Source organism: Streptomyces sp. NPDC088553 (assembly GCF_044752965.1).
GTDB lineage: Bacteria > Actinomycetota > Actinomycetes > Streptomycetales > Streptomycetaceae > Streptomyces.
The window spans coordinates 184,976-205,925 of record NZ_JBIVMG010000003.1 but is presented as its reverse complement, the minus strand read 5'-3'; the positions used below and the strand labels follow the sequence as shown (position 1 = coordinate 205,925).

Sequence of the window (20,950 nt, the reverse complement as noted above, 5' to 3'; positions counted from 1 at the left end):
GACCGGGCTCCGCAACCCGATCCGCCGCCTGTCCGCACCTACTCGGGTCCACGGCGACCGTCCTGGGCCCCGTACATGAGGAGCAGAGCAATGGCCGGAGGCAAGGTGGAACGCAGGCACAGCCTCTTCCCCGACTTCAACGACTGGTTCAACCGGGAGTTCCCAGGGCTGCCCGGGTGGCGCCCCGCGACGGCTGCTCACTCCATTCCCGTGGAGGTGACCAGCGGTGACGGCGTGTACGTGCTGCGGGCCGAGCTGCCGGGGATGGACCCGGACGACGACATCGGCATCACCGTCGACGACAACCTCATCACGGTGAGTGCGGAGCACAGCGAGAGCACGGAGGACAAGGAGCATTCAGAGTTCCGCTACGGATCGTTCCGCAGGACCGTGCGCCTCCCGGCCACGATCCCCGCCGACGACGTCGAGGCGTCGTACGCGGACGGCATCCTCACCATTCGCGTCCCGATGCCCGACGAGGAGACCACGTCCGTGCGGACCGTTCCGGTGAAGCGGACCGACAAGCCGACCGGGGGAGCGGCGTCATGAACGCCAAACGCGTCCTGGTCGCCTACGGCAGCAAGTCCGGCGCGACCGCCGGGATCGCCGAAGAGATCGGCAAGACGCTCCGGGACGACGGCTTCGACGCCGTCGTCCTGCCGGCCGACACCATCACCGACGTCAGCGGATACGACGGCGTCGTCCTCGGCGGAGCCCTCTACGCCGGGCACTGGACCGGCAAGGCCCGACGGTGCGCCCGGCGCAACGCCGAACAGCTCAGGCACCGGCCTCTCTGGTTGTTCAGCAGCGGTCCCGTCGACAGTTCCGCGGAACAGCACGACATCCCGCCCGTACGAGGAGTCGCCCGGCGCATGAAGAAGCTCGGTGCGCGTGAGCACATGACCTTCGGTGGCGCCGTGACCGCCGAGACGTCGGACCCGGTCGCCCGGCACATGGTGGCCCGGGGCAAGGGCGGCGACTTCCGCAATCCGGAACGCATCCGGGCATGGGCCCACCACATCGGAACGGAACTCGACGCCACCCCCTGAACCGGGCCGCCGACAGGTTGGCGAGGCCACCACAACGGGAGGTGCGGCATGCTCGACCACGAGCCGGGGAGCGGGGCCACCCCGTCCAGGAGACCCGCACGGCGCGCCGCCCTGGTCTTCGTGCTGTTGATCGCTGTGATCTGCGGTGCTGTGGCGGCCGGGAGTCTGTGGTCGGCGGGAGCCAAGGCCGACCGTGAACTTGCTGCGCACCGGCATCAGGTGACCGCGACCACCACCGGGCCGGCGAAGGACCCGAACGTCGCCACCCGGTACGGCACGAAGCCGCAGGCCGTCGCACCGGCGGTGTGGGAACAGCCCGAGAACGTCCCTCGGTCCGGCACCATCCACGTCCCGCCGCGGACACCTCAGGGGCGCGCCGTGACGATCTGGGTGGACGACGCAGGGACCCCTGCCCGGCCCCCGGGCATTGCTGCGGACCGCGCCCTCACCTCGCTCTCTGGCGGTACGGCGGCGGCGGGTGTGGTCGGTGTGACAGGCGCCGCAGTGGTCCTCCTCGTACGGCGGCGGACCGAAGGTCACCGGCTCGCGGCCTGGGAACGCGAGTGGGAGCAGGTGGAACCCGTATGGTCCGGCCGACTCCACCGGGGCAGCGGTGCCGGGGACGACGATGACTGACCGTGCCGGCAGCCGTCCCACCCGGGAGCGGACCGCTTCCTCCACCGAGGAGCTGCCCTTCGACCCCAGTGAACCGCTGCCCCGGCTGCGTCGTGAACTCGCCACGGGGCCGGACGGTCTCTCGGCCCGCGAGGCCGCCCGGCGCCTCGCCGTCCACGGACCGAACGAGGTACGGCGAAGGGTGCGCTCCTCCTTCGTGCGCGAGCTGGTCGGACAGCTGGTCCATCCCCTGGCCCTGTTGTTGTGGGCTGCCGCCGTCCTCGCCTTCGTCGCGGCCCTGGCGGTCCTCGGGTGGGCGATCCTCGCGGTCATCGCCGTCAACGCGGCTTTCGCCCTGCTCCAGGAACGTCAGGCGGAGCGGGCCGTGGAGACGCTCGCCCGCTATCTGCCCGAGCACGCCCTCGCCGTACGCGACGGGCAGCCTCACGTGGTGGAGGCCCGTGACCTCGTGCCGGGCGATCTGATCCTCCTGGAGGAGGGCGACAAGGTCCCCGCCGACGCGCATGTCACCGAGGGTGGGGTCGAGGTCGATCTGTCGATGCTCACGGGCGAGTCCGTGCCGGTGGAACGGATCGCCTCGGCCGGGATCCTCGGTGCCCCGCTGCTGGAGGAGCCGAACCTCGTCTTCAGCGGGACGACCTGTGCCGGGGGCCAGGCGCGTGCCATCGTGTTCGCCACCGGAAACCACACCGAACTCGGTCGGATCGCCGCGCTCAGCCAGCGGACGCGGCGTGAGGCGAGCCCTCTGGAACGGCAGGTCAAGCGGGTCGCGTGGCTCATCGCCGGCGTCGCGACCGGCATGGGCGTGGTGTTTCTCGTCCTCGGGGTGGCGGTCGGGCTTCCGGTCACCGACTCCCTGACGTTCGCCATCGGGCTCCTCGTCGCCAATGTCCCCGAGGGACTCCTTCCGACCATCACGCTGGCCCTGGCCGTCGGCGTCCGAGCCCTTGCCCGCCGGGGTGCCCTGGTCAAACGGCTCAGCGCCGTGGAGACCCTCGGTTCCACGAGCGTCATCTGCACGGACAAGACCGGCACGCTCACCCGCAACAGCATGCGTCTCAGGGCGCTGTGGACGGTCGACCACGGGTCGGAGCCGGGCCCCTGGGCAGAGGACCTGGCGAGGGCGGGCGCCCTGTGCACCACCGTCACGCGAGAAGCCGACGGCGAACTGCACGGCGACCCCACCGAGGCCGCCCTTGTCGCAGGGGCCGCCGACCACGGGGCTCCGGTGGACCTGCATCGGCGCGACGCGGGACGGCGGGCGCTGTTCCGCTTCGATCCGCGGCTGCGCCTGATGTCGGTCGTGCAGGACGGGGAGGCGAAGGGCTCCATGCGGATCGTGGTCAAGGGTGCGCCCGAGGCGGTGCTGGACCGCCTCCTGCCCGGAACCGCGGCGGACTCGGCCCGCGCCGCGGCCGAGGACCTGGCCCGGGGCGGCATGCGGGTCCTGGCCGTCGCCGTACGCGACGTGCCGAGTGGCGCGGAGGTGCCGTCACACCGCCAGGACGCCGAGTCGGGGTTGACCCTGCTCGGGCTCGTCGGGCTGTACGACCCGCCGCGCCCCGAGGTGGCGGAGGCCGTCCGCCGCTGCCACGAGGCCGGGATCCGGGTACACGTCGTCACGGGCGACAACGGCGCCACCGCCGCGGCCGTCGCCCGGGAGGTCGGCATCGGAGTTCCCCGTCTGCACGTGGTCGCGGCTTCGGAGTCGCTGGGCGACGACGAGCTGGACCGGCTCCTCGTGGAAGGCAACGACGAGATCGTCTTCGCCCGCTCCTCGCCCGAGACGAAGCTCAAGGTGGCCGACACCCTGCGGGAGCACGGCCGGATCGTCGCCATGACCGGCGACGGTGTCAACGACGCCCCTGCTCTGCACCGCGCGCACATCGGGGTGGCCATGGGGCGCTCGGGCACCGACGTGGCACGCGAGGCCGCCACCATGGTGCTCACCGACGACGACTTCGCGACCATCGTGACAGCGGTCGAAGCCGGGCGCCGCGTCTACGACAACGTACGCAAGTTCATCGTCTACATCTTCGCTCACGCGACCCCGGAGATCGTTCCCTTCCTCGTCTTCGCGCTCTCCGCCGGCGCGATACCGCTCCCCCTGACCGTGCTGCAGATCCTCGCCATCGACCTCGGCACCGAGACCCTGCCCGCCCTCGCCCTCGGTCGGGAACGCTCCGAGCCCGGCATCATGCAGCGGCCTCCGCGGCCGCGGCACCAAAGCGTGATCTCCCGCGACATGCTCATACGGAGCTGGGGATACCTGGGCCTCACGTCGGCGGTCCTCGTCATGGCGGGCTACTTCTACGTGCTGTGGCGTGCGGGCTGGCAGCCGGGCGACCCCACGGGTTCCGGCAGCCCCTTGCACCACGCCTACGTGACGGCCACAACGGCCACCTTCGCCGGCATCGTCACCTGCCAGGTCGGCACGGCGTTCGCGGCCCGCACCGACCACGCGGCGCTGCGCGACATCGGGGTGTTCTCGAATCGGCTGCTGCTCGCCGGTATCGCCTTCGAGCTCGTGTTCACGGCCGCTCTCGTCTACGCGCCCCCGCTCCAGCATCTCTTCGGCACGGCGGCCCTTCCTCTGGACGTCGTCCTGCTCGTCGCGACGTTCCCGGTGCTGGTGTGGGGCACTGACGAGCTGCGGCGTGCCAGGCGGCGCCGTCAGCGGACGTCGGCCTTCCCCGGTTCGTGACCGCCCTGGTCGAGTCGGAAGGGCGGGTAGGCGTCCGTCATGAGGCTCGCGTAGGCGACGACGCGCAGGACCCAGCGGTTCAGTCCGACGGTCAGGGCGAACAGGTCACGCGGATACCGGTCGGTGAAGGCCACGGCGAAGCCCGCGATGAGCGCCAGCAGGGTGATCAGGCCGCTGCTCCACCATCCCGCGTGCACGCCGCTGGTGAAGAAGGCGATCACGAGGTACTGGGGGATGGCGAGCAGCCACCACTTGACCAGGACCATCGAGCGCGAGAGCCGCTCCGGGTAGGTGATGTCCAGTCGGGCCGGATAGTCAGGCTCGGGGCCCAGGCTGAAGGGCGGGTAGCGGTCGGTGCCGAGAACCCCGTACGAGTAGTACGAGACGCGCCAGGACCAGCGGAGCACGCCGAGATTGAAGTCGAACAGGCCCCGGGGGAAGCGCTCGGTGAAGAGGATGGCGAAGAACGCGATCACTGTCACCACGAAGAAGGCGATCCAGAGGAAGCACAGCACGATCCAGTGCGGGATCACCAGGATCCACTTGACCAGCCACAGCCAGCGGGACAGCCGGCTGTCGAGTTCGGCGGATACCGCCACGGGACCATACGGGGCGCCAGGGGTGTCCATGATCGTCACTTCCTCGACAGGTCGTCGTCTTCGTAGGTGAGACGGTCGACGACCCCCACGACGCCGTCGACGCTGTTGCAGAGCCTGAGGAGCACCGGCACGAGGCTGCGGCGGCGGACCGTGCCACTGAGGGTGACCTTGCCGTCCTCGACCTCCACCGAGAGGGCCGACGGGCTCAGCCCCAGGGTGTGGGTGACCACGTCTTCGACGATCTCCTCCTGGATCGCCCGGTCGCGGCGCAGGAAGAGCTGGACGAGGTCGCTGCGGCTGAGTACGCCTACGAGGCGCCCGCCGTCGTCGACCACGGGCAGGCGCTTGACCCTGGCCCGGTCCATCACACGGGCGGCCCGCACCACGCTCCACTCGGGTCGGGCGACGACGGCGGGGCTCGACATGAGCGCGCCCGCGGAGTCGAGCCCGGCCCCGGCGGCACGGCGGCGTATCAGGTCCGCCTCCGAGACCACGCCCAGTGGCCGGTTCGCCTCGTCCACCACGCACACCGCGGTGATGTCGAACTCGTTCAGGAGCCGTGCGATCTCCTTGAACGTCGTGCCCGGAACCACGCTGACGGCCGTGGGGGTCATCAGATCCGCGACGCTGCGGTGCCTCATCGCTCGTCACCTTCTCGCGCGTTCGACCGGTGGCCCCCTCCCATCTCTCAGGATCGCCCGCTTCAGCCGTCCTGGGGAGGGCCGTCCGGTCCCTGGGGTTGCCCGTGGGCGTCGTCGTAGGCCGCGAAGACCCGCTCGGGTCCCTCGCCTGTGCGGAGGAAGCGCTCGTCGAGCACGACGGCCAGGTCTTCCAGCGCCCTGCGCAGTACCGACGCGGAGAGCCGGACGTCCGGGTGATGCGCCCCGGTGGCTCGGTCCGCGAGGCCGACGGCGTAGCGGAGCTGCCGGGGCAGGGACGTGTTCTCGTCCCCGTCGTGGAAGTAGTACGACTCGGCGTACTGCAGGAAGTCGACCGTGATGATGCAGAGGGCGGAGGCGAGTCCGTCGAGGAGCGCCGCGCCTCCGTCGGAGTCGAGCGCCTGGGCGGTGGCGCGGCTGCGGCGCACGTGCGACAGCCGCAGGGCCAGCGCTCTGCGGCGGGCCAGCGCCGGGTAGATACCGAGGATCCAGGCGACGGTCGCCGACAGCAGGACGAAGCCCACGAGGGCCTCCATGGGGGCCAGTACGCGCAGCCATCCCGAGGTCGGCGCGATGTCGCCGAGGCCGAGCGTAGCCAGGGTGACCAGGGAGATGTAGAGGGCGTCGAGCGGGCCCGCATGTTCGGAGGGGACGAGCCCTGCCGCGTAGGAGAACTCTTCCGGCATGTGGGGCCAGTAGATGAGCCCCCATCCCACGGCCACGGTCAGTGCCCACGTGGCGACGACCGTCACCATGCCGAGCGGGCCCGAGAGCCCCGCCGACCGCCGACGCTTGCCGAGGCGCGGGGACAGCCACCACAGCGACACCATCACGAGCCTGCTCAGACCTCCGTGGCGGGTCGGGTGCCAAAGGGTGTGGAACACGTCCCGGAGGATGAACAGCACCAGGAAAGCGCCCGCGGGCGTCGCAAGCCAGGTCATCCCGGCAGCCTTCCCACGAGCGGCGATGGAGTCCCGCCCTCCGCCTTCGATCTCAGCCCCCTGGCTGCGCCCGCTCGCCCCATCGGGCGCAGCCTCCGCCGGGTGCCCCGGTGCTACCGCCCGGCTCGCGTCCGCTCCTCGATCCGGTGTCGTACGACGGTCTGTAGAGCCGACAGCCGGGTCGACACGACCGGTACCGGTGGCACAGGGCCCTCGATGCGGCCCGCGGCCTCCGGTAGTGCGGCGACGTCGGCCTCGAAGCGGGCGCGGGCGGCGGCCAGAGTGTCGGGCCGTTCTGTGCGGAGCCCGCCGCTCATCACGGTCCGCAGCAGCGGCTGCGTGCCCTCGGGAGGCTCCTCGTTCGCCAGGCCGATGACGTCGCGGAGGCCGGGTCCGCGGAACACCTGCTTCGGGGCCGGAGCCGTCACCTTCGCCGACGAGAGCTTCATGACGGGCCGGCCGTCGTACTCGACCAGTTTGTACGCCGCGTCCAGATACGGGGCGTCGGCGGCCGTGCCGACCTTCGTCCCCACGGCGAAGACGTCGACGGGTGCCCCGTCCTGTACCAGCGTGGCGACGGCGTACTCGTCGAGGCCGCCGCTCGCGATGATCTGCACGTCTCTCAGCCCCGCCGCGTCGAGTGCGGTGCGGGCGCGTCGGGCGAGCGCTCCGAGGTCGCCGCTGTCGAGGCGGATGCCGCAGCCCGGGCCGAGTCCCAAGTCGCCGAGGACGCGCGCGGCCGTCGCGACCCCGCGGTCGGTGTCGTACGTGTCGACCAGGAAGGTCACAGGTCCCGGATGGGTGCGGGCGAAGGCGCGGAAGGCGTCCTCCTCCGAGGCGAAGGCCTCGATGTAGGAGTGGGCCATGGTGCCGGAGGCGGGAATGCCGTACCGGGTCGCGGCGGCGACGTTGCTGGTGCCCGCGAACCCGACCAGGGCGCAGAGCCGCGCCGCCTGGATGCCGGCCTCGGGTCCGTGGTTCCGGCGCAGGGAGAAGTCCACCAGGGGCCGCCCGGCGGCGGCGAGCACACACCGCGCCGCCTTGGAGGCGACCGCCGTCTGGTGGCAGAGGAGGGACAGCAGGTACGTCTCCACGAGCTGTGCCTGCGGCAGGGGCGCGGTGACTTCCAGGAGCGGCTCACCTGCGAGGACGAGCCGCCCTTCGGGCACGGCGCGAACCTGGCCGTCGAACGACAGGCCGTGCAGCGGTTCCAGGTCCGCGATCGGCCGGCGCAGCGCCTCGGCGAATTCCAGGACGTCGGAGCGGCCCACCCGGAACCGGGAAAGGTAGTCGAGGGCCGGCTCAAGTCCCGCCGCGACGAGGAATCCGCGGCCCGGGGGGAGGTCGCGGACGAAGAGGCTGAAGGTGGCAGGGGCCCGCATGTCCTCCCGCAGGTACGAGAGCACCATCGTGACCTCGTACAGGTCGGTGCTGGTCACCTGGGACATGCTTCGAGCATGTCGGGTGGCCTCGTGACCCGCACCGGAACGGCCGGACATGGCTACGTCCGGCCCTGGGCGGTGAGCTCGCACTGTACGTCCACCACGCCTTCGACAGCGCGGGTCAGGCGGGCTGCGAGCGGGATGAGCGCGCTGTCGCGGACCTCGCCCGACAGCGTCACCACGCCGGCGTCGACACGCACGTCGACCCGGCTCTGAGAGAGCGGGAAAAGGTGCTCGACCACGTCGCGGCGCACTTCGGCGGCGAGATCCTCGTCCGGGCGGAGGAAGACCTTGAGGAGGTCGGACCGGCTCACGATTCCCTGGATCGTTCCGTTCGTGCCGACGACCGGGAGCCGTTTGACGTGATGGGAGGCCATGAGGCGGGCGGCCTGGGGCAGGGACGCCTCGGGAGCAACGGAGACCACCGGCGAGGTCATCAGGTCCTCGGCCCGGCGAGAACCGGCCTTGGCCGTGGCGTCCAGTCGTCGCATCTGTTCGACGAGACCGAGGCGGTGGTCGTGGAACTCCTCCTTGAGGAGCAGATCGGCCTCGGAGACCACCCCGACGACGCGGCCCTCGCCCTCGACGACCGGTACGGCCGTCACCTTCCACCGCTCCATGGCGGCGACGATCTCCTTGAACTCCGCGCCGGGCTGGACGGCGACGACCTTCTTGGTCATCACGTCGGCGACGGTGAACGGCTGAGGTGTCATCGCTCTTTCCTTACCTGAGGGATCGGCGCACCAGTGTTGCCGCAGGGCATAGCCGGGGACCGGTGGGACCGGGTCAGCGGACCAGGACGGCCTCCCCGGAGCGGGGTACGACGGCCGTCCAGCCCAGTTCACGGTCGATGCGATCGCGCAGCGCCTCGGACGCCGCCGGCTCGCCGTGGACGAGATAGGTGGTGTGCGGGGGAGGAGCGCCGCGGAGCCAGTCGATGATCTGTCCGGCGTCGGCATGGGCCGAGAAGTGGGGCACGTCGGCGATCTCGGCCCGTACGGGCACGTACTCGCCGAACATCTTGAGCGTCCGGGCTCCGTCCACCAGGCCCCGCGCCCGGGTGCCGGCCGCCGCGAAGCCGACCACGACCACGGCGTTGCGCGGGTCCGGGAGAAGGCGGTGGAGGTGGTGCAGGACCCGGCCGCCGGTGGCCATGCCGGCCGAGGAGACGATCACGGCGGGCCCGTGCGTGCTGTTGATGTCGATGGACTCCTGCACCGTGCGCGCCGCGAGGAACGGTTCCGGGCTCAGCGCGCCCTCGCCACGTGCGAGGATCTCGGGCCGCAGCTCGGCGGAGTGCTCGCGTACGGCGTCCTGGTAGACGTCGAGCGCGGCGAGGGCCATGGGGCTGTCCACGTACACGGAGACCGAGCGGGGCAGGACGCCCGTGTCGCGCAGGCGGCCCAGTTCGTGCAGGACGACCTCGGTCCGGTCGATCGCGAACGCCGGGATGACGACGGTGCCGTTCCGTGCGAGTGCGCGTGCGATGACGGAGGCGAACTCCGACCGGGCGGACTCCTGGTCGTGGTGGCGATCGCCGTAGGTGGATTCCATGAGGAGTACGTCAGCGCCCGAGAACGGCTCCGGCGGCAGCAGTAGCGGGTGCCCTGGGCGACCCAGGTCCCCGGAGGTGGCCACGGTGTGGCCGTCCTCCAGCGTGAGGTGAGCCCATGCCGAGCCGAGGATGTGTCCGCCGTGGTGGAGCGTCAGCCGAGTGCCGGCCATGATCTCCACGTCCTCGCCGACGGTCACGGGGTCGAAGAACGCCAGGGTCTTCTCGACGTCCGAGTCGTCGTAGAGCGGCTTGGCCGGGCGGTGCTTGGACCAGCCGTGTTCGTTGGCGTGCCGGGCGGCCTCCATCTGGAGCCGGGCGCTGTCGCGCAGCACGATCCCGGCGAGCCGGGCGGTGTGGGCGCTGGTCAGGATCGGTCCCCGGAATCCCTGCCGCACCAGGCGGGGCAGGTAGCCGCAGTGGTCCAGGTGGGCATGGGTGACGACCACGGCGTCCACATCCGCGGCGTCGCGGGCGAACCGCTCCCAGTTGCGGTGCCGCAGCTTCGCGAAACCCTGGAAGAGACCGCAGTCGAGGAGGATCCGCGCATGGTCGCTCTCGACCAGGAACTTGCTGCCGGTGACCGTCCCCACTCCACCGAGGAAACTGAGCAGGGACGGCCGCAGGGGCGTGGGAGCGGGATTCGGGTCTGCCTCGGACATGGCCGTCCCTCCTTCGGAACGTGTACCGGCCTCCACCCTCGCATCCGGACCTGGACGCCCCGAGAGTCCGTACGGGCACATCGAGGGCCCGACCGGCCCATGCGCAGCCCGAGTCCCGGACGGACCCTGATGGACCAGGACCGCGGCGAAGCACGACAGGAAGTGGGTGGGCGCCATGAAGGCACTCGTTTTCCAGGGCCCGGGACGAATCGCCTGGCAGGACGTACCCGACCCGGTCATCGAGGATCCCGCCGACGCGATCGTGCGGGTCGATGCCGTCACCATCTGCGGTACAGACCTGCACATCCTGAAGGGGGACGTTCCGGAGGTGACGCCCGGCCGCGTCCTCGGACACGAGGCGGTCGGCACGGTGGTGGAGACCGGGGGCGACGTCCGCACGGTTCGGCCGGGGGACCGCGTCCTGGTCTCCTGCATCACGGCCTGCGGAAGGTGTCGCTTCTGCCGTGAGAGCCGCTACGGACAGTGCCGGGGCGGAGGCGGCTGGATTCTCGGCCACACCATCGACGGCACACAGGCCGAATACGTCCGCGTGCCCTTCGCTGATCTGTCCGTCCACCCGCTGCCGGACTCGATCGACAGCGCCGACGCCGTCCTGCTCGCCGACATCTTCCCCACCTCCTACGAGGTGGGTGTCCTGAACGGCGCGGTGCGTCCCGCCGACACGGTGGTCGTGGTCGGCGCGGGCCCCATCGGCCTCGCCGCCGTCATCACGGCGGGCCTGTACAGTCCCGGCCGCATCGTCGCCGTCGACCTCGCCGAGTCCCGGCTGAGCGCCGCCCGCGCCCTCGGCGCGGACGCCACCGTGAACGCCGGGGAAGGCCCCGATCAACTCGTCGCGGATCTCACCGACGGCCTCGGCGCCGACGTCGTCATGGAGGCCGTCGGTGTCCCGGAGGCGTTCGAGATGTGCACGCGCATGGTCCGACCAGGCGGCAGGGTCGCCAACATCGGAGTCCACGGCAAGCCCGCGACGCTTCACCTCGAAGACCTGTGGATCAAGGACGTCACGATCACCACCGGCCTCGTGGACACGTCGTCCACACCCATGCTGCTGCGCATGATGGCCGCGGGGCGGCTGCCGTCGGCAGCACTGCTCACCCACCGGTTCGAACTGGGGGAGATGGAGGAGGCGTACGACGTCTTCGGCCGCGGGTCCGAGACCGGCGCCATCAAAGTCGCGCTGGGCGGCCCGCAGCACACGGTCGTCAGCCTCCCCGACGCGTCGGCGGCCTGATGAACGGCCGAGGCCCGGACTCTCGGCCGCCGGAGAGCGTCGTCCTCGACACCGACGGTGTACTGCTCGACTCAGCCGTCGTGCACGCGGCGGCGTGGAAGATCGCCTTCGACGCCTGCCTCGACCGACTGGCGCCCGACAACGGGAGACAACCCCCCTTCGATGCGGACGCCGAGTACCGCCGACTCGTCGACGGAAGGTCCCGGTACGACGGCGCCGTGGCCTTCCTCACCGCCCGCGGCCTTCACCTCCCACCGGGAGATCCCCACGACGCCCCCGGCCACGGCACGGTCTGGGCCGTCGCGGCACACAAGGAACGGGCGTTCGTCGATCTGCTGCGTACGAAAGGCATCACGGCCTTCGCCGACGTAGGGCCCGCCCTCATGGCTCTGCGCACGGCGGGCGTGCCGTGCGCAGCCGTCTCCGCCTCCCGGCACGCCCGGACACTGATCCGTGCCGCCGGGCTCGCCGGTCTCCTCACGGTGATCGTGGACGGCGAGGACGCCGCCAGGCTCGGCCTCGCCGGCAAGCCGGACCCCGCGCTCTTCCTGCGGGCGGCCGCCCTCCTGGGCAGCCGCCCCCAGGAGGCCGCGGTCGTCGAGGACGCCCTCGCCGGAGTCGAGGCCGCGCGAAGCGGCGGCTTCGGTCTTGTCGTCGGTGTTGACCGCACACCGCTGGGGCGCGCAGCAGCCCTCCTGCGGGAGCAGGGTGCCGACCTGGTGGTTCCCGATCTGACCACGCTGGTCCGGAGCGTGTGGGGTGAGCGCGGATGACCACCGGCTGGACGTGGCACTACGACCGGTACGACCCGGAACGCGAGCCGCTGGTCGAAGCGCTCTGCACCCTGGGCAACGGCCGGTTCGCCACTCGGGGCTCTGCTCCCGAGTGCACTGCCGGGGGTGCGCACTACCCGGGCACTTATATGGCCGGCTGTTACGACCGGCTCACCTCGACTGTCGCAGGGCAGCAGGTCGAGAACGAGGATCTCGTCAACCTTCCGAACTGGACGCTGCTGCGCTACCGCTGCCTGCCGGACGACGGTCCGCCGGGCGACTGGCTCACCCCCGACGCCGGCGAACTGCGCCACTACGACGTGCAGCTCGACCTACGCGCGGGGGTCCTTACGCGACGTCTGTTCTTCGAGGACGCCCACAGGCGCGGCCTGCGCGTCAGCCACATCCGCCTCGTTCACATGGGGGAACCCGGACTGGCGGCCCAGTGCACCCTCTTCCGCGCCTACGGCTGGAGCGGTTCCGTCGAGGTGCAATCGGTTCTCGACGGCGCCGTTACCAACGCCGGAATCGAGCGCTATCGACACCTGGACGGGTGCCATCTCACCGATCACCGGACCGGATTCGCGCCCGACGGCGTCGCCTGGATCTCTTGTCGTACCGTCGACCCAGGCATCCGGATCGCCATGGCCGTGCGTACGGTGACCCGCCCCGCGCGGTCCGCGCGGGAAGCGGCCACCTCCGCCGACACCGTGCAGACATACCGCCTGCCAGTCGTTCCCCGCCGCTCGGCGATGGTTCTGAAGACTCTGGCGCTGCACACATCGATGGACTGGCCCGCCGCCGACCCGCTCACGGCAGCCACCGCTGTGATCGCTCGTGCTCCGGCCTTCCCCCAGCTGCTCGCCACACACAAGGCGGCTTGGCAGCGCGTCTGGGAGCAGGGAGAGCTTCATGTGCCCGGGGAGGCGGGCCGCATCCTGCGGCTGCACGTGTTCCATCTGCTGCAGACGCTGTCCTCGCACACGGCGGAACTCGACGTGGGCGTGCCCGCGCGCGGACTGCACGGTGAGGCGTACCGGGGGCACGTCTTCTGGGACGAGCTCTTCGTCCTGCCCTATCTCGACCTTCATTTCCCCGAGGTGGCCCGGGCGCTGCTCATGTACCGGCACCGTCGGCTGCCGACCGCTCGCGAGGCCGCCCGCCTCGCCGGTCAGCAAGGAGCCATGTATCCCTGGCAGAGCGCGAGTTCGGGCCGTGAGGAGACACAGTCCCTGCACCTCAACCCGCGCTCAGGACGGTGGTTGGCGGACCACTCCCGTCTCCAGCGTCATGTGGGGTCAGCCGTCGCGTACAACGTCTGGAAGTACGCCCAGGCCACCGGCGACCGAGGATTCCTCCACTCGGCCGGGGCGGAGATCCTGCTTGAGGTCGCCCGCTATTGGGCCGGGGCCGCCACGTTCGACCCGGCGATCGGCCGCTACCGCATCCGCGGAGTCGTGGGACCGGACGAGTACCACGACGCCTATCCCGATGCCACGGCGCCCGGGATCGACGACAACGCCTACACCAACGCAACCGCCGCCTGGGTGCTCGCCCGTGGCCTCGATCTGCTCGGCGAACTTCCCGAGGCCCGCCGTTCGGAACTCGGGGAGCAACTGTCGCTGGACGACGGCGAACTCGCTCGCTGGGAGGACGTCTCCCGCCGCCTGTACGTGCCGTTCCACCAGGGCGTGGTGAGCCAGTTCGAGGGATATGGCGGGCTGGCGGAGCTCGACTGGGAGGCGTACCACGGCCGCTACGGCGACATCCGTCGGCTCGACCGGATCCTCGAGTCCGAGGGCGACACGGTCAACCGCTACCAGGCGTCGAAGCAGGCCGACACCCTCATGCTCGGCTACCTCTTCCGGCCCGAGGAGCTGCACGGCCTGTTCGGCCGGCTCGGCTACGCGCTGGACGACGAGACGTGGCGTGCGACCGTCTCGTACTACCTGCGGCGCACCAGCCACGGCTCGACGCTCAGCAGTCTCGTCCACGGCTGGGTGCTGGCCCGGCAGAAGGGCGCCGACGCCTGGCGCTACTGCGAGGAGGCGCTGCTTGCCGACGTGGCCGACGTCCAGGGCGGAACCACGGGGGAGGGCATCCACCTCGGTGCGATGGCGGGCACGATCGACCTCGTCGAACGCGGGATCACCGGCCTGGAAACGGGACCGGAAGGGCTTCGAGTGGCTCCGGTGCCGTTCGCGGAGATCCCACGGTTCACCTTCACCCTGTGCTGCGGCCCTCATCGGGGTGTGCGCCTGCGGATGCTTCCCGGGCGGCTGGCCATTCGGGTTCCCGCCTCGCCCGAGGGCCCGCTCGCCGTCGTGCTCCCTGGCGGACGGCGGGTGACCGTCGCACCCGGCCAGGAGCGTTGGTTCCGTCTGTGAGGGGCGGTTCAGTCGAAGGTAAGCACCTCGGGGACGGGCCGGCGCGGGGTGGCCCGCCCCTGAGGGCCGTAGCCCAGGCGGATGATCATGTGGACGAAGCCCGTCGTGGAAGCCGGATCCCGCACGACGGACCGGAGTTCGGACCACTCCAGGGGCTGAGACATGAGGGAGGTGGACAGACCGTCGAGGGTGGCCCGGAGCAGGACCCGGTGCAGCGCCTGGCCTGCCATCAGCCACTGCTGCGGATTGTCCTCGACCGTGCCGAGGAGGGCGATCTGCGGCCGCTTCTCGAAGCGTGCCGAGGCGCGGTCCCGGACTTCACGGGGTGAGTCGAAGTCCCGGACCGGAGAGGTGACGTCGTACTGCCGAGGGCCGAAGGCGTACGAAGGGATGCCCTCGGTCTCGGAGTCCTCGCCGGACGCACCCGTGCGCGTCCAGGCGGCGATCTCCGCGCGAACCGCCGCGTCAGCGGCCTCGAACCTTTCGGAGTCGTGGACGATCTCGAGGACTGCGTCGGTGTGCCAGTCGCCCGGCACGACCAGCCGGCAGCCCTCCAGGAGGGCCGAGGCCCGCAGACCGTCGATCACCTCGGAGGGGATTCGCTCCTCGGTGAAGGGGAAGCGGCTGGTGTGGCGCCGCGACAGGGCGGCGTGGAGCGCGACGAGACCGCGGTCGACGTCGTCCGCACCATGGAGTTCCACGTCGGCGAAGTGCCAGCGGTCGTCGGGGCGGGGCAGCAGCCGGACCGCGGCATGCGGGCCTCTGTGCGCGGCGGCGACCCGCAGACCGAACAGGGCGGCGCCGCAGCCGAGGTGGAGGGCACGGTGGTCCGGGTCCTCCACCGGCATGCCGCGCAACGGATCGCCGTGCAGCTCGATGACGCCGGTACCCGTCTTGCAGACGAACTTCCACGGCTGTGCGTTGTGCATCGAGGGAGCCGTGACGGCGTCTTCGATCAGCGACGTCACGAGAGATCGGGTCAAAGCGGTGGTAGCCACGGTTCGTCCTGTCTGCGCTGAGTCACCAAGAGATGTCGTGCGGAGTCCGGGCCGAGTGCGCGAGACGCGTGTCGTCCTCGTGGAAGGACAGTCGGTCCACGACGGCGACGACGCCGTCGACGCTCTCGGCGAGTCCGGCGAGCATCAGGGCCTGGCTCCGCCGCCGGACGCGGCCGCCAAGCGTCACCACGCCGTCGAGGACGTGCACGTCCACCGCGTCCCCGGGCAGGTCCATGGCGTCCGCGAGGACGTCCTCACGGATACGGCGCCGTATCTCCGCGTCGGGGCGGAGGTAGACACGGAGCAGATCACGCCGGGTCACGATGCCTACCAGTCGTTCCTCCTCGTCGACCACGGGAAGGCGCTCGACTCCGCGGCGCACCATCAGCCGTGCCGCGTCCGCCACCGTCTCCTCGGCGTGAACCGTGACGGCCGGCGTGGTCATCAGGTCCCGCGCAGTCAGCTCGTCGCGGGCCAGGAGGTCGCTCTCGGAGACGACTCCGACAACACGGTCGTCCTCGTCCACGACGGGGACGCCGCTGATGTCGCGCTCGGCGAGCAGCTTCGCCACCTCCCGGAACGACGCCGGAGGGACGACGGAGACCACGTCGTCGGTCATCAGACCGCCGACCTTTATGTGCTTCATCACCACGCCTCCTGTTCGAGGGTTCGGCCGGTGTGATGTCCCGTGTCACCACCCTCCACCGCACGCTCGAGGGCGGCGAGGGCCGAATGGTCCACCCTCGGGCCCGAACGGGCTCGTCGCCGCCGGTCCGCGCTATGCCCCGCGCGTGTAGGACCTTTGGTCCCGTTGTTGGCCCCAGCGGCCCTCCGGCCGCTCGGGACCAGCTGCCAGGGTGGAAGGAGTCCCCTGGAACGCGTGAGGAGGAGCCATGGACGGAACCCCAGCCCGTCCCGGTCCCAGGAGGGTCGTCGTCGGCGTCGACGGATCACCGTCCGCACGCACGGCGGTGATGTGGGCGGCAGCGGAGGCGGCCCTGCGGGGCAGCACTCTCTTCCTCGTCCATGCGGCCGACACGGACACACAGGCTCCGTTCCTGTCCCAGGCGGAGATCGTCAGGAGTCGGCGGGCGGGAAGGGACCTGCTCGACCGGACCGCCGAGGCGGTCATGGAACGCCACCCCGAGCTGACGGTCGTTACGGAACTCACCGATGGTGGGGCCGCCGACGGGCTGCGCGGCGCCGCCGCCCTGACCGGCACGATCGTCGTCGGGCACCGGGGCCGTGGCGGGTTCCCCTCGCTGTTGCTCGGATCGGTTGGTCTTGAGGTGGCGGCCGGCGCCACCACGCCGGTGGTCGTGGTGCGCGGTACCGCGGAGCCCGCCGAGGCCGGCGTGGTTCTTGCGGCGGTTCGGGACGAGGCCGACGTGGGCTGCGCCCGTGCGGCGGCCCGCGAGGCCCTGCTGCGCGAGGTACCTCTGCGGCTCCTGCACATCTGGAGTGTCGGGCTGTCCGTCGGCTCACGGGCTGCGTTGCACAACGGTGGCGACGAGATCGCCCGCGATCACGTACGCGTCATGGCCTCGGTCTCGGAGCGGCTCCGGGAAGAGTTTCCGAAGCTCACCGTGCACGCCGACGGCCAGAAGGGCCGCAGCGTGCCCGGAGCTCTCGTCGAGGCGACGCACCACGCAGACCTGCTGGTCACCGGGGGTCGACGTTCGCCCGGATACCTCGGACCCACGATCGGCCGGACCACGCTGAGCCTGCTGCAGCACGCCCACTGCCCCGTGGAGCTCATCCCCCGGCAAGGGCCCGGACACGGGAGCACGTCATGACCAGCACCACGGAGCGCCGTGACATCGTCGTCGGCATCGACCCGGTCAAGAACTGGCACCTGGCCCTTGCCTGGGCCGTGGACGAGGCCCGCCTGCGAGGCGTGGGACTGCGCCTGGTGGTCGCCGTACCTCCGCCGCACGACACCCAACATGTCGACGACACTCCTCGTCACCTGGCACGGCGGCAGGCAGGCACGGAAACTCTGCGTGCGGCACTCGCCTGGGCGCACACCCGGCAGCCGGGCATCAAGGCAACCTTCTCCCTTCTCGACGGGTTCCCGGCGGCAGCCCTGGCCGCTCTGTCGAACGAGGCCGACATCATCGTGCTGGGCTCCCGGCACCTCAGCCGTACCGAGGAGTTCCTCAGCGCCGGCTCCCTGGTCGTCCCGGTCACCGCGAAGGCACACTGCCCGGTGGTCGTCGTCGGCGACGCGGAGCACGTCACGCAGGAGACGCCCTACCTCGTGGTCGGCGTCGACGGCAGCGCGTCCTCACGGGCCGCCCTGGCCTGGTCCTTCGAAGAGGCGGACCTCCGGCGCTGCGCCCTGCGGGCCGTCGCCGTCTGGCAGCCCCCCGTCTTCACCCTGCACAGCGGTGACACGCTGTTCTCCGCCGAACGCCGCCTGCTCTCGGAGACCACCGCCGGCTGGACGGACACGTACCCCGACGTCCGGCTCACCCACGAGGTGCTCATCGGTTCCCCCGTCGAGACGCTCGCGGGCGCCGCCGAACACGCCCTTGCCGTCGTCGTCGGCCGCCGGGGCCGGGGCGGGTACACCGGGATGCGCGTCGGCTCCGTCGTCCACGGGCTGCTCCACCGCGCCCACTGCCCGGTGATCACCGTCCCTGCGAGGTGAGCGGGCCATGACCGCGTCGGCAGCGGGCCAGGCACTCGCGTCGGTGCGGGTCACGACCGGACTCACCGAGGCGGAGGCCGCCCGCCGGCTGGCCGACACCGGCCCCAACGAGGTCACCGCGAGAAGTCCCGTACGGCTCCACAGCAGGGTCCTGGCCCAGCTGACCGACCCGCTGATCATGGTGCTCCTCGGGGCAGTCGTACTGACCCTCGCGATCGGCGACTATCCCGACGCCGTCGTCATCGGGCTGGTCGTCCTCGTGAACACGACCGTCGGCGTGGTGCAGGAGATCCGGGCCGACAACGCCGTCGCCGCTCTCTCGGCCCTCACCGCCCCGCACGCGCGAGTGAGGCGCGACGGCGCCGTACGCGACCTCCCGGCGGCGTCGATCGTCCCGGGTGACGTACTCCTGGTCGGTGAGGGCGACATCGTCGCCGCCGACGCCGACCTCGCCGGGGCGTCCGCGGTGCTGGTGGACGAGTCCATGCTCACCGGAGAGTCCGTGCCCGTCGACAAGGACGCCGGTGCGACCCTGAGCGCGGGCACGGTCGTCGTCCGGGGCCGGGGCGTGGCCATGGTCACGGCGACCGGGGCGTCCAGCGCGCTCGGCCGCATCGCGGCTCTTCTCGACGAACGTCGCGAGCCGACCCCGCTGCAGCGCCGCCTCGCCGCGCTCGGACGCATCCTCGCGGCCGTGACGCTCGCCCTGTGCGTCCTCGTCTTCGCCCTCGGCCTGGTGCGGGGACTCCCGCTCGGCACGATGGCGGTCACCGCCATCAGCCTGGCCGTGGCGGCGGTCCCCGAGTCCCTTCCCGCCGTCGTCACCCTGGCCCTCGCACTCGGAGCCAGACGCATGGCCGCCCAGCACGCCCTGGTGCGGCGGCTGCCCGCGGTGGAGACGCTCGGCTCGGTGTCCGTCCTCGCCACCGACAAGACCGGCACCCTGACCGAGGGACGCATGGTCGTCCAGCACGTCTGGACACCGCGAGTGACCGCCGAACTCACGGGGGTGGGCTACGAACCCGAGGGCGAGGCCCTTATCGCCGGGAGACCGGCGGAAGCAGACGAGCTCGAACCGCTGACGGAGCTGCTGACCGTGACCGCCCTGTGCAACGACGCCACGCTGCGCCCGGCGGACGACCGGGGGCCCGACGGCCGCTGGACGGCTCTGGGCGACCCCATGGAAGCCGCCCTGCTGGCGGCCGCGGCCAAGACGCGATGCCCGGGTCCGGCGGAACTGTCGGCGACCCGCCCCCGGATCGGTGAAGCGCCCTTCGACAGCCTCCGCAGACGCATGACCACGCTCCACAAGACCGACGGAGACGGGGTGCTCGTCTGCCTGAAGGGCGCACCCGAAGCCGTACTCGACCCGGCCGTCCTGCACGATCCTCCGGACGCGCTCGCGGCGGCCCGCCAGGAGGCCGCACGCCTGGCCGCCCGGGGCTACCGCGTGCTCGCCGTGGCGTCGGGCGAGCGGAACGACATCCCGAGCCCGGTCACCGCGGCGGAGTCGGGGCTCGCGCTCCTCGGCCTCGTCGCGCTCAGCGACCCGCCCAAGCCGCATGCCGCAGCGACTCTCGCCTCCTGCCGTGCGGCCGGTATCACTCCCGTCCTCATCACCGGCGACCACCCGGCGACGGCACGGGCGGTCGCGTCCCACATCGGCCTCCTGGGCGACGGCGGCGAGACGGAGGGAAGGGTCGTCACCGGCGCCGACGTCGCCGCAGGACGCGTCGCCGACCTCACCTCGGTCCGGGTCTTCGCCCGCACGGACCCCCAGCAGAAACTGGACATCGTGGAGGCATGGCGCGCCAGGGGAGCGGTGACCGCCATGACCGGCGACGGGGTCAACGACGGCCCCGCCCTGCACCGGGCCGACATCGGCGTCGCCATGGGCGCACGCGGTACGGAGGTCGCCCGGCAGGCCGCCGACCTCGTCCTCACCGACGACGAGCTCTCGACGGTCGTGGCCGCCGTCGAGGAGGGAAGGCGCGTCTACGACAACATCCGCCGTTTCCTCGTCTACGGGATGGCCGGCGGCGCGGCAGAGATCCTCGTGATGCTCATCGGCCCGCTGCTCGGGCTGCCGCTGCCACTTCGCGCCGGCCAGATCCTGTGGATCAACCTGCTCACACATGGCCTCACGGGCGTCGCCATGGGCGCCGAACCCGCGTCCCCGGGAGCGATGCACCGCCCGCCGCGCCCACCCGACCAGCACATTCTCGGCGGCGGCGCCTGGCAGAGGCTGCTCCTTCTCGCTGCCGTCGTCACGGCGGCCTCCCTGGGCGCGGGACTCGCCGCTCAGGCACTGGACCTTGCCTGGCAGAGCGTCCTCTTCCTCGCCCTGCTCTCCGCGCAGCTGGGCGTCGCCCTGGGGCTGCGTACCCGCCTTCTGACCAAGGAGAACCCGTTCCTCCCCCTGTCCGTCCTCGCCTCTGCCCTGCTGGCGGCGGCAGCCCTGTACGTGCCCTTCCTGAACTCGATCCTGGAGACCGAGCCACTCGGCTGGGCGGGAGCCGGGATCGCTCTCGCGTGCGCGCCGGCCGGATTCGTCGCGGCCCGTGTCGTACGGACCGCCTTTCATACAGCGAGCCCGACAGGAAGGGGTGGTTCCTCCGGACTACGGTGAGAGTGCGCGCT

At 71.4% G+C, this 20,950-nt stretch carries 18 protein-coding genes; 10 read left to right on the top strand and 8 right to left on the bottom strand.

Going from position 1 to position 20,950, the window contains the following annotated elements; all coding sequences use genetic code 11:
* Nucleotides 1–90 precede the first annotated feature (90 nt).
* Genes ACIP8Z_RS10435 through ACIP8Z_RS10420 form a run of 4 tightly spaced genes read left to right on the top strand, consistent with a single transcriptional unit; the run spans nt 91 to nt 4,389 of the window.
* Nucleotides 91–549 (top strand): Hsp20/alpha crystallin family protein, encoded by a 459-nt coding sequence (locus ACIP8Z_RS10435; protein ID WP_266971761.1) that lies wholly within the window; start codon nt 91–93, stop codon nt 547–549.
* A complete protein-coding gene (locus ACIP8Z_RS10430) occupies nt 546–1,049 on the top strand; it encodes a flavodoxin domain-containing protein (RefSeq protein WP_266971763.1) in 504 nt (167 codons plus the stop codon). The genes ACIP8Z_RS10435 and ACIP8Z_RS10430 overlap by 4 nt, the downstream gene beginning before the upstream one ends.
* Before the next feature lie 48 nt (nt 1,050–1,097).
* Nucleotides 1,098–1,685 carry a hypothetical protein gene (locus ACIP8Z_RS10425; protein WP_266971765.1) on the top strand — a complete coding sequence of 196 codons (588 nt, stop codon included), beginning with the start codon at nt 1,098–1,100 and terminating at the stop codon, nt 1,683–1,685.
* Nucleotides 1,678–4,389 carry a cation-transporting P-type ATPase gene (locus tag ACIP8Z_RS10420; protein WP_266971767.1) on the top strand — a complete coding sequence of 904 codons (2,712 nt, stop codon included), beginning with the start codon at nt 1,678–1,680 and terminating at the stop codon, nt 4,387–4,389. The genes ACIP8Z_RS10425 and ACIP8Z_RS10420 overlap by 8 nt, the downstream gene beginning before the upstream one ends.
* On the opposite strand, the gene ACIP8Z_RS10415 is transcribed toward ACIP8Z_RS10420, so the two are convergent.
* The 6 genes from ACIP8Z_RS10415 to ACIP8Z_RS10390 all read right to left on the bottom strand — a co-directional run bounded on the left by ACIP8Z_RS10415 (nt 4,359) and on the right by ACIP8Z_RS10390 (nt 10,244).
* A complete protein-coding gene (locus ACIP8Z_RS10415) occupies nt 4,359–5,018 on the bottom strand; it encodes a DUF4389 domain-containing protein (RefSeq protein ID WP_266971769.1) in 660 nt (219 codons plus the stop codon). The two genes, ACIP8Z_RS10420 and ACIP8Z_RS10415, sit on opposite strands and share 31 nt — an antisense overlap.
* 5 nt (nt 5,019–5,023) lie before the next feature.
* Nucleotides 5,024–5,629: a CBS domain-containing protein gene (locus tag ACIP8Z_RS10410; RefSeq protein ID WP_266899504.1), complete on the bottom strand. Its 606-nt coding sequence runs from the start codon at nt 5,627–5,629 to the stop codon at nt 5,024–5,026.
* 62 nt (nt 5,630–5,691) lie between these two features.
* Entirely contained in the window at nt 5,692–6,531 is an 840-nt protein-coding gene (locus ACIP8Z_RS10405; RefSeq protein ID WP_323185856.1) for a potassium channel family protein, read from the bottom strand.
* A 170-nt stretch (nt 6,532–6,701) separates the two neighbouring features.
* Complete coding sequence (locus tag ACIP8Z_RS10400) at nt 6,702–8,036, bottom strand: nicotinate phosphoribosyltransferase (RefSeq protein WP_266971774.1); 1,335 nt, start codon at nt 8,034–8,036, stop codon at nt 6,702–6,704.
* A 53-nt stretch (nt 8,037–8,089) separates the two neighbouring features.
* Nucleotides 8,090–8,743, bottom strand: coding sequence for a CBS domain-containing protein (locus ACIP8Z_RS10395; RefSeq protein WP_266971776.1), 654 nt, complete (start codon nt 8,741–8,743; stop codon nt 8,090–8,092).
* Between the two features lie 73 nt (nt 8,744–8,816).
* Nucleotides 8,817–10,244, bottom strand: a complete 1,428-nt coding sequence (locus ACIP8Z_RS10390; protein ID WP_402081257.1) for an MBL fold metallo-hydrolase RNA specificity domain-containing protein — start codon at nt 10,242–10,244, stop codon at nt 8,817–8,819.
* A gap of 175 nt (nt 10,245–10,419) precedes the next feature.
* On the opposite strand from ACIP8Z_RS10390, the gene ACIP8Z_RS10385 reads away from it, so the two are divergent.
* The 3 genes from ACIP8Z_RS10385 to ACIP8Z_RS10375 are packed head-to-tail and all read left to right on the top strand — an operon-like array spanning nt 10,420 to nt 14,659.
* Complete coding sequence (locus ACIP8Z_RS10385) at nt 10,420–11,499, top strand: zinc-dependent alcohol dehydrogenase family protein (RefSeq protein WP_266971779.1); 1,080 nt, start codon at nt 10,420–10,422, stop codon at nt 11,497–11,499.
* Nucleotides 11,499–12,272: an HAD family hydrolase gene (locus tag ACIP8Z_RS10380; RefSeq protein WP_402081255.1), complete on the top strand. Its 774-nt coding sequence runs from the start codon at nt 11,499–11,501 to the stop codon at nt 12,270–12,272. The genes ACIP8Z_RS10385 and ACIP8Z_RS10380 overlap by 1 nt, the downstream gene beginning before the upstream one ends.
* A complete protein-coding gene (locus ACIP8Z_RS10375) occupies nt 12,269–14,659 on the top strand; it encodes a glycoside hydrolase family 65 protein (protein WP_402081253.1) in 2,391 nt (796 codons plus the stop codon). Before ACIP8Z_RS10380 ends, ACIP8Z_RS10375 begins: the two co-directional genes overlap by 4 nt.
* A gap of 8 nt (nt 14,660–14,667) precedes the next feature.
* On the opposite strand, the gene ACIP8Z_RS10370 is transcribed toward ACIP8Z_RS10375, so the two are convergent.
* Together ACIP8Z_RS10370 and ACIP8Z_RS10365 are read right to left on the bottom strand one after the other, a co-directional pair.
* On the bottom strand, nt 14,668–15,588 hold the full coding sequence (locus ACIP8Z_RS10370; RefSeq protein WP_402081251.1) for an Acg family FMN-binding oxidoreductase: 921 nt from the start codon (nt 15,586–15,588) through the stop codon (nt 14,668–14,670).
* A 91-nt stretch (nt 15,589–15,679) separates the two neighbouring features.
* Nucleotides 15,680–16,303, bottom strand: a complete 624-nt coding sequence (locus ACIP8Z_RS10365; protein ID WP_266971785.1) for a CBS domain-containing protein — start codon at nt 16,301–16,303, stop codon at nt 15,680–15,682.
* 247 nt (nt 16,304–16,550) lie between these two features.
* On the opposite strand from ACIP8Z_RS10365, the gene ACIP8Z_RS10360 reads away from it, so the two are divergent.
* Genes ACIP8Z_RS10360 through ACIP8Z_RS10350 form a run of 3 tightly spaced genes read left to right on the top strand, consistent with a single transcriptional unit; the run spans nt 16,551 to nt 20,939 of the window.
* Nucleotides 16,551–17,453 (top strand): universal stress protein, encoded by a 903-nt coding sequence (locus tag ACIP8Z_RS10360; RefSeq protein WP_402081249.1) that lies wholly within the window; start codon nt 16,551–16,553, stop codon nt 17,451–17,453.
* Entirely contained in the window at nt 17,450–18,310 is an 861-nt protein-coding gene (locus tag ACIP8Z_RS10355; RefSeq protein WP_266971788.1) for a universal stress protein, read from the top strand. The genes ACIP8Z_RS10360 and ACIP8Z_RS10355 overlap by 4 nt, the downstream gene beginning before the upstream one ends.
* 7 nt (nt 18,311–18,317) lie before the next feature.
* Nucleotides 18,318–20,939: a cation-translocating P-type ATPase gene (locus tag ACIP8Z_RS10350; RefSeq protein ID WP_402081246.1), complete on the top strand. Its 2,622-nt coding sequence runs from the start codon at nt 18,318–18,320 to the stop codon at nt 20,937–20,939.
* Nucleotides 20,940–20,950: the final 11 nt, after the last annotated feature.

Coding starts and splice junctions, on each gene's coding strand:
- ACIP8Z_RS10435 (WP_266971761.1), top strand. CDS start 91: ATGGCCGGAGGCAAGGTGGAACGCAGGCACAGCCTCTTCCCCGACTTC.
- ACIP8Z_RS10430 (WP_266971763.1), top strand. CDS start 546: ATGAACGCCAAACGCGTCCTGGTCGCCTACGGCAGCAAGTCCGGCGCG.
- ACIP8Z_RS10425 (WP_266971765.1), top strand. CDS start 1,098: ATGCTCGACCACGAGCCGGGGAGCGGGGCCACCCCGTCCAGGAGACCC.
- ACIP8Z_RS10420 (WP_266971767.1), top strand. CDS start 1,678: ATGACTGACCGTGCCGGCAGCCGTCCCACCCGGGAGCGGACCGCTTCC.
- ACIP8Z_RS10415 (WP_266971769.1), bottom strand. CDS start 5,018: ATGGACACCCCTGGCGCCCCGTATGGTCCCGTGGCGGTATCCGCCGAA.
- ACIP8Z_RS10410 (WP_266899504.1), bottom strand. CDS start 5,629: ATGAGGCACCGCAGCGTCGCGGATCTGATGACCCCCACGGCCGTCAGC.
- ACIP8Z_RS10400 (WP_266971774.1), bottom strand. CDS start 8,036: ATGTCCCAGGTGACCAGCACCGACCTGTACGAGGTCACGATGGTGCTC.
- ACIP8Z_RS10395 (WP_266971776.1), bottom strand. CDS start 8,743: ATGACACCTCAGCCGTTCACCGTCGCCGACGTGATGACCAAGAAGGTC.
- ACIP8Z_RS10390 (WP_402081257.1), bottom strand. CDS start 10,244: ATGTCCGAGGCAGACCCGAATCCCGCTCCCACGCCCCTGCGGCCGTCC.
- ACIP8Z_RS10385 (WP_266971779.1), top strand. CDS start 10,420: ATGAAGGCACTCGTTTTCCAGGGCCCGGGACGAATCGCCTGGCAGGAC.
- ACIP8Z_RS10380 (WP_402081255.1), top strand. CDS start 11,499: ATGAACGGCCGAGGCCCGGACTCTCGGCCGCCGGAGAGCGTCGTCCTC.
- ACIP8Z_RS10375 (WP_402081253.1), top strand. CDS start 12,269: ATGACCACCGGCTGGACGTGGCACTACGACCGGTACGACCCGGAACGC.
- ACIP8Z_RS10370 (WP_402081251.1), bottom strand. CDS start 15,588: ATGCACAACGCACAGCCGTGGAAGTTCGTCTGCAAGACGGGTACCGGC.
- ACIP8Z_RS10365 (WP_266971785.1), bottom strand. CDS start 16,303: ATGAAGCACATAAAGGTCGGCGGTCTGATGACCGACGACGTGGTCTCC.
- ACIP8Z_RS10360 (WP_402081249.1), top strand. CDS start 16,551: ATGGACGGAACCCCAGCCCGTCCCGGTCCCAGGAGGGTCGTCGTCGGC.
- ACIP8Z_RS10355 (WP_266971788.1), top strand. CDS start 17,450: ATGACCAGCACCACGGAGCGCCGTGACATCGTCGTCGGCATCGACCCG.
- ACIP8Z_RS10350 (WP_402081246.1), top strand. CDS start 18,318: ATGACCGCGTCGGCAGCGGGCCAGGCACTCGCGTCGGTGCGGGTCACG.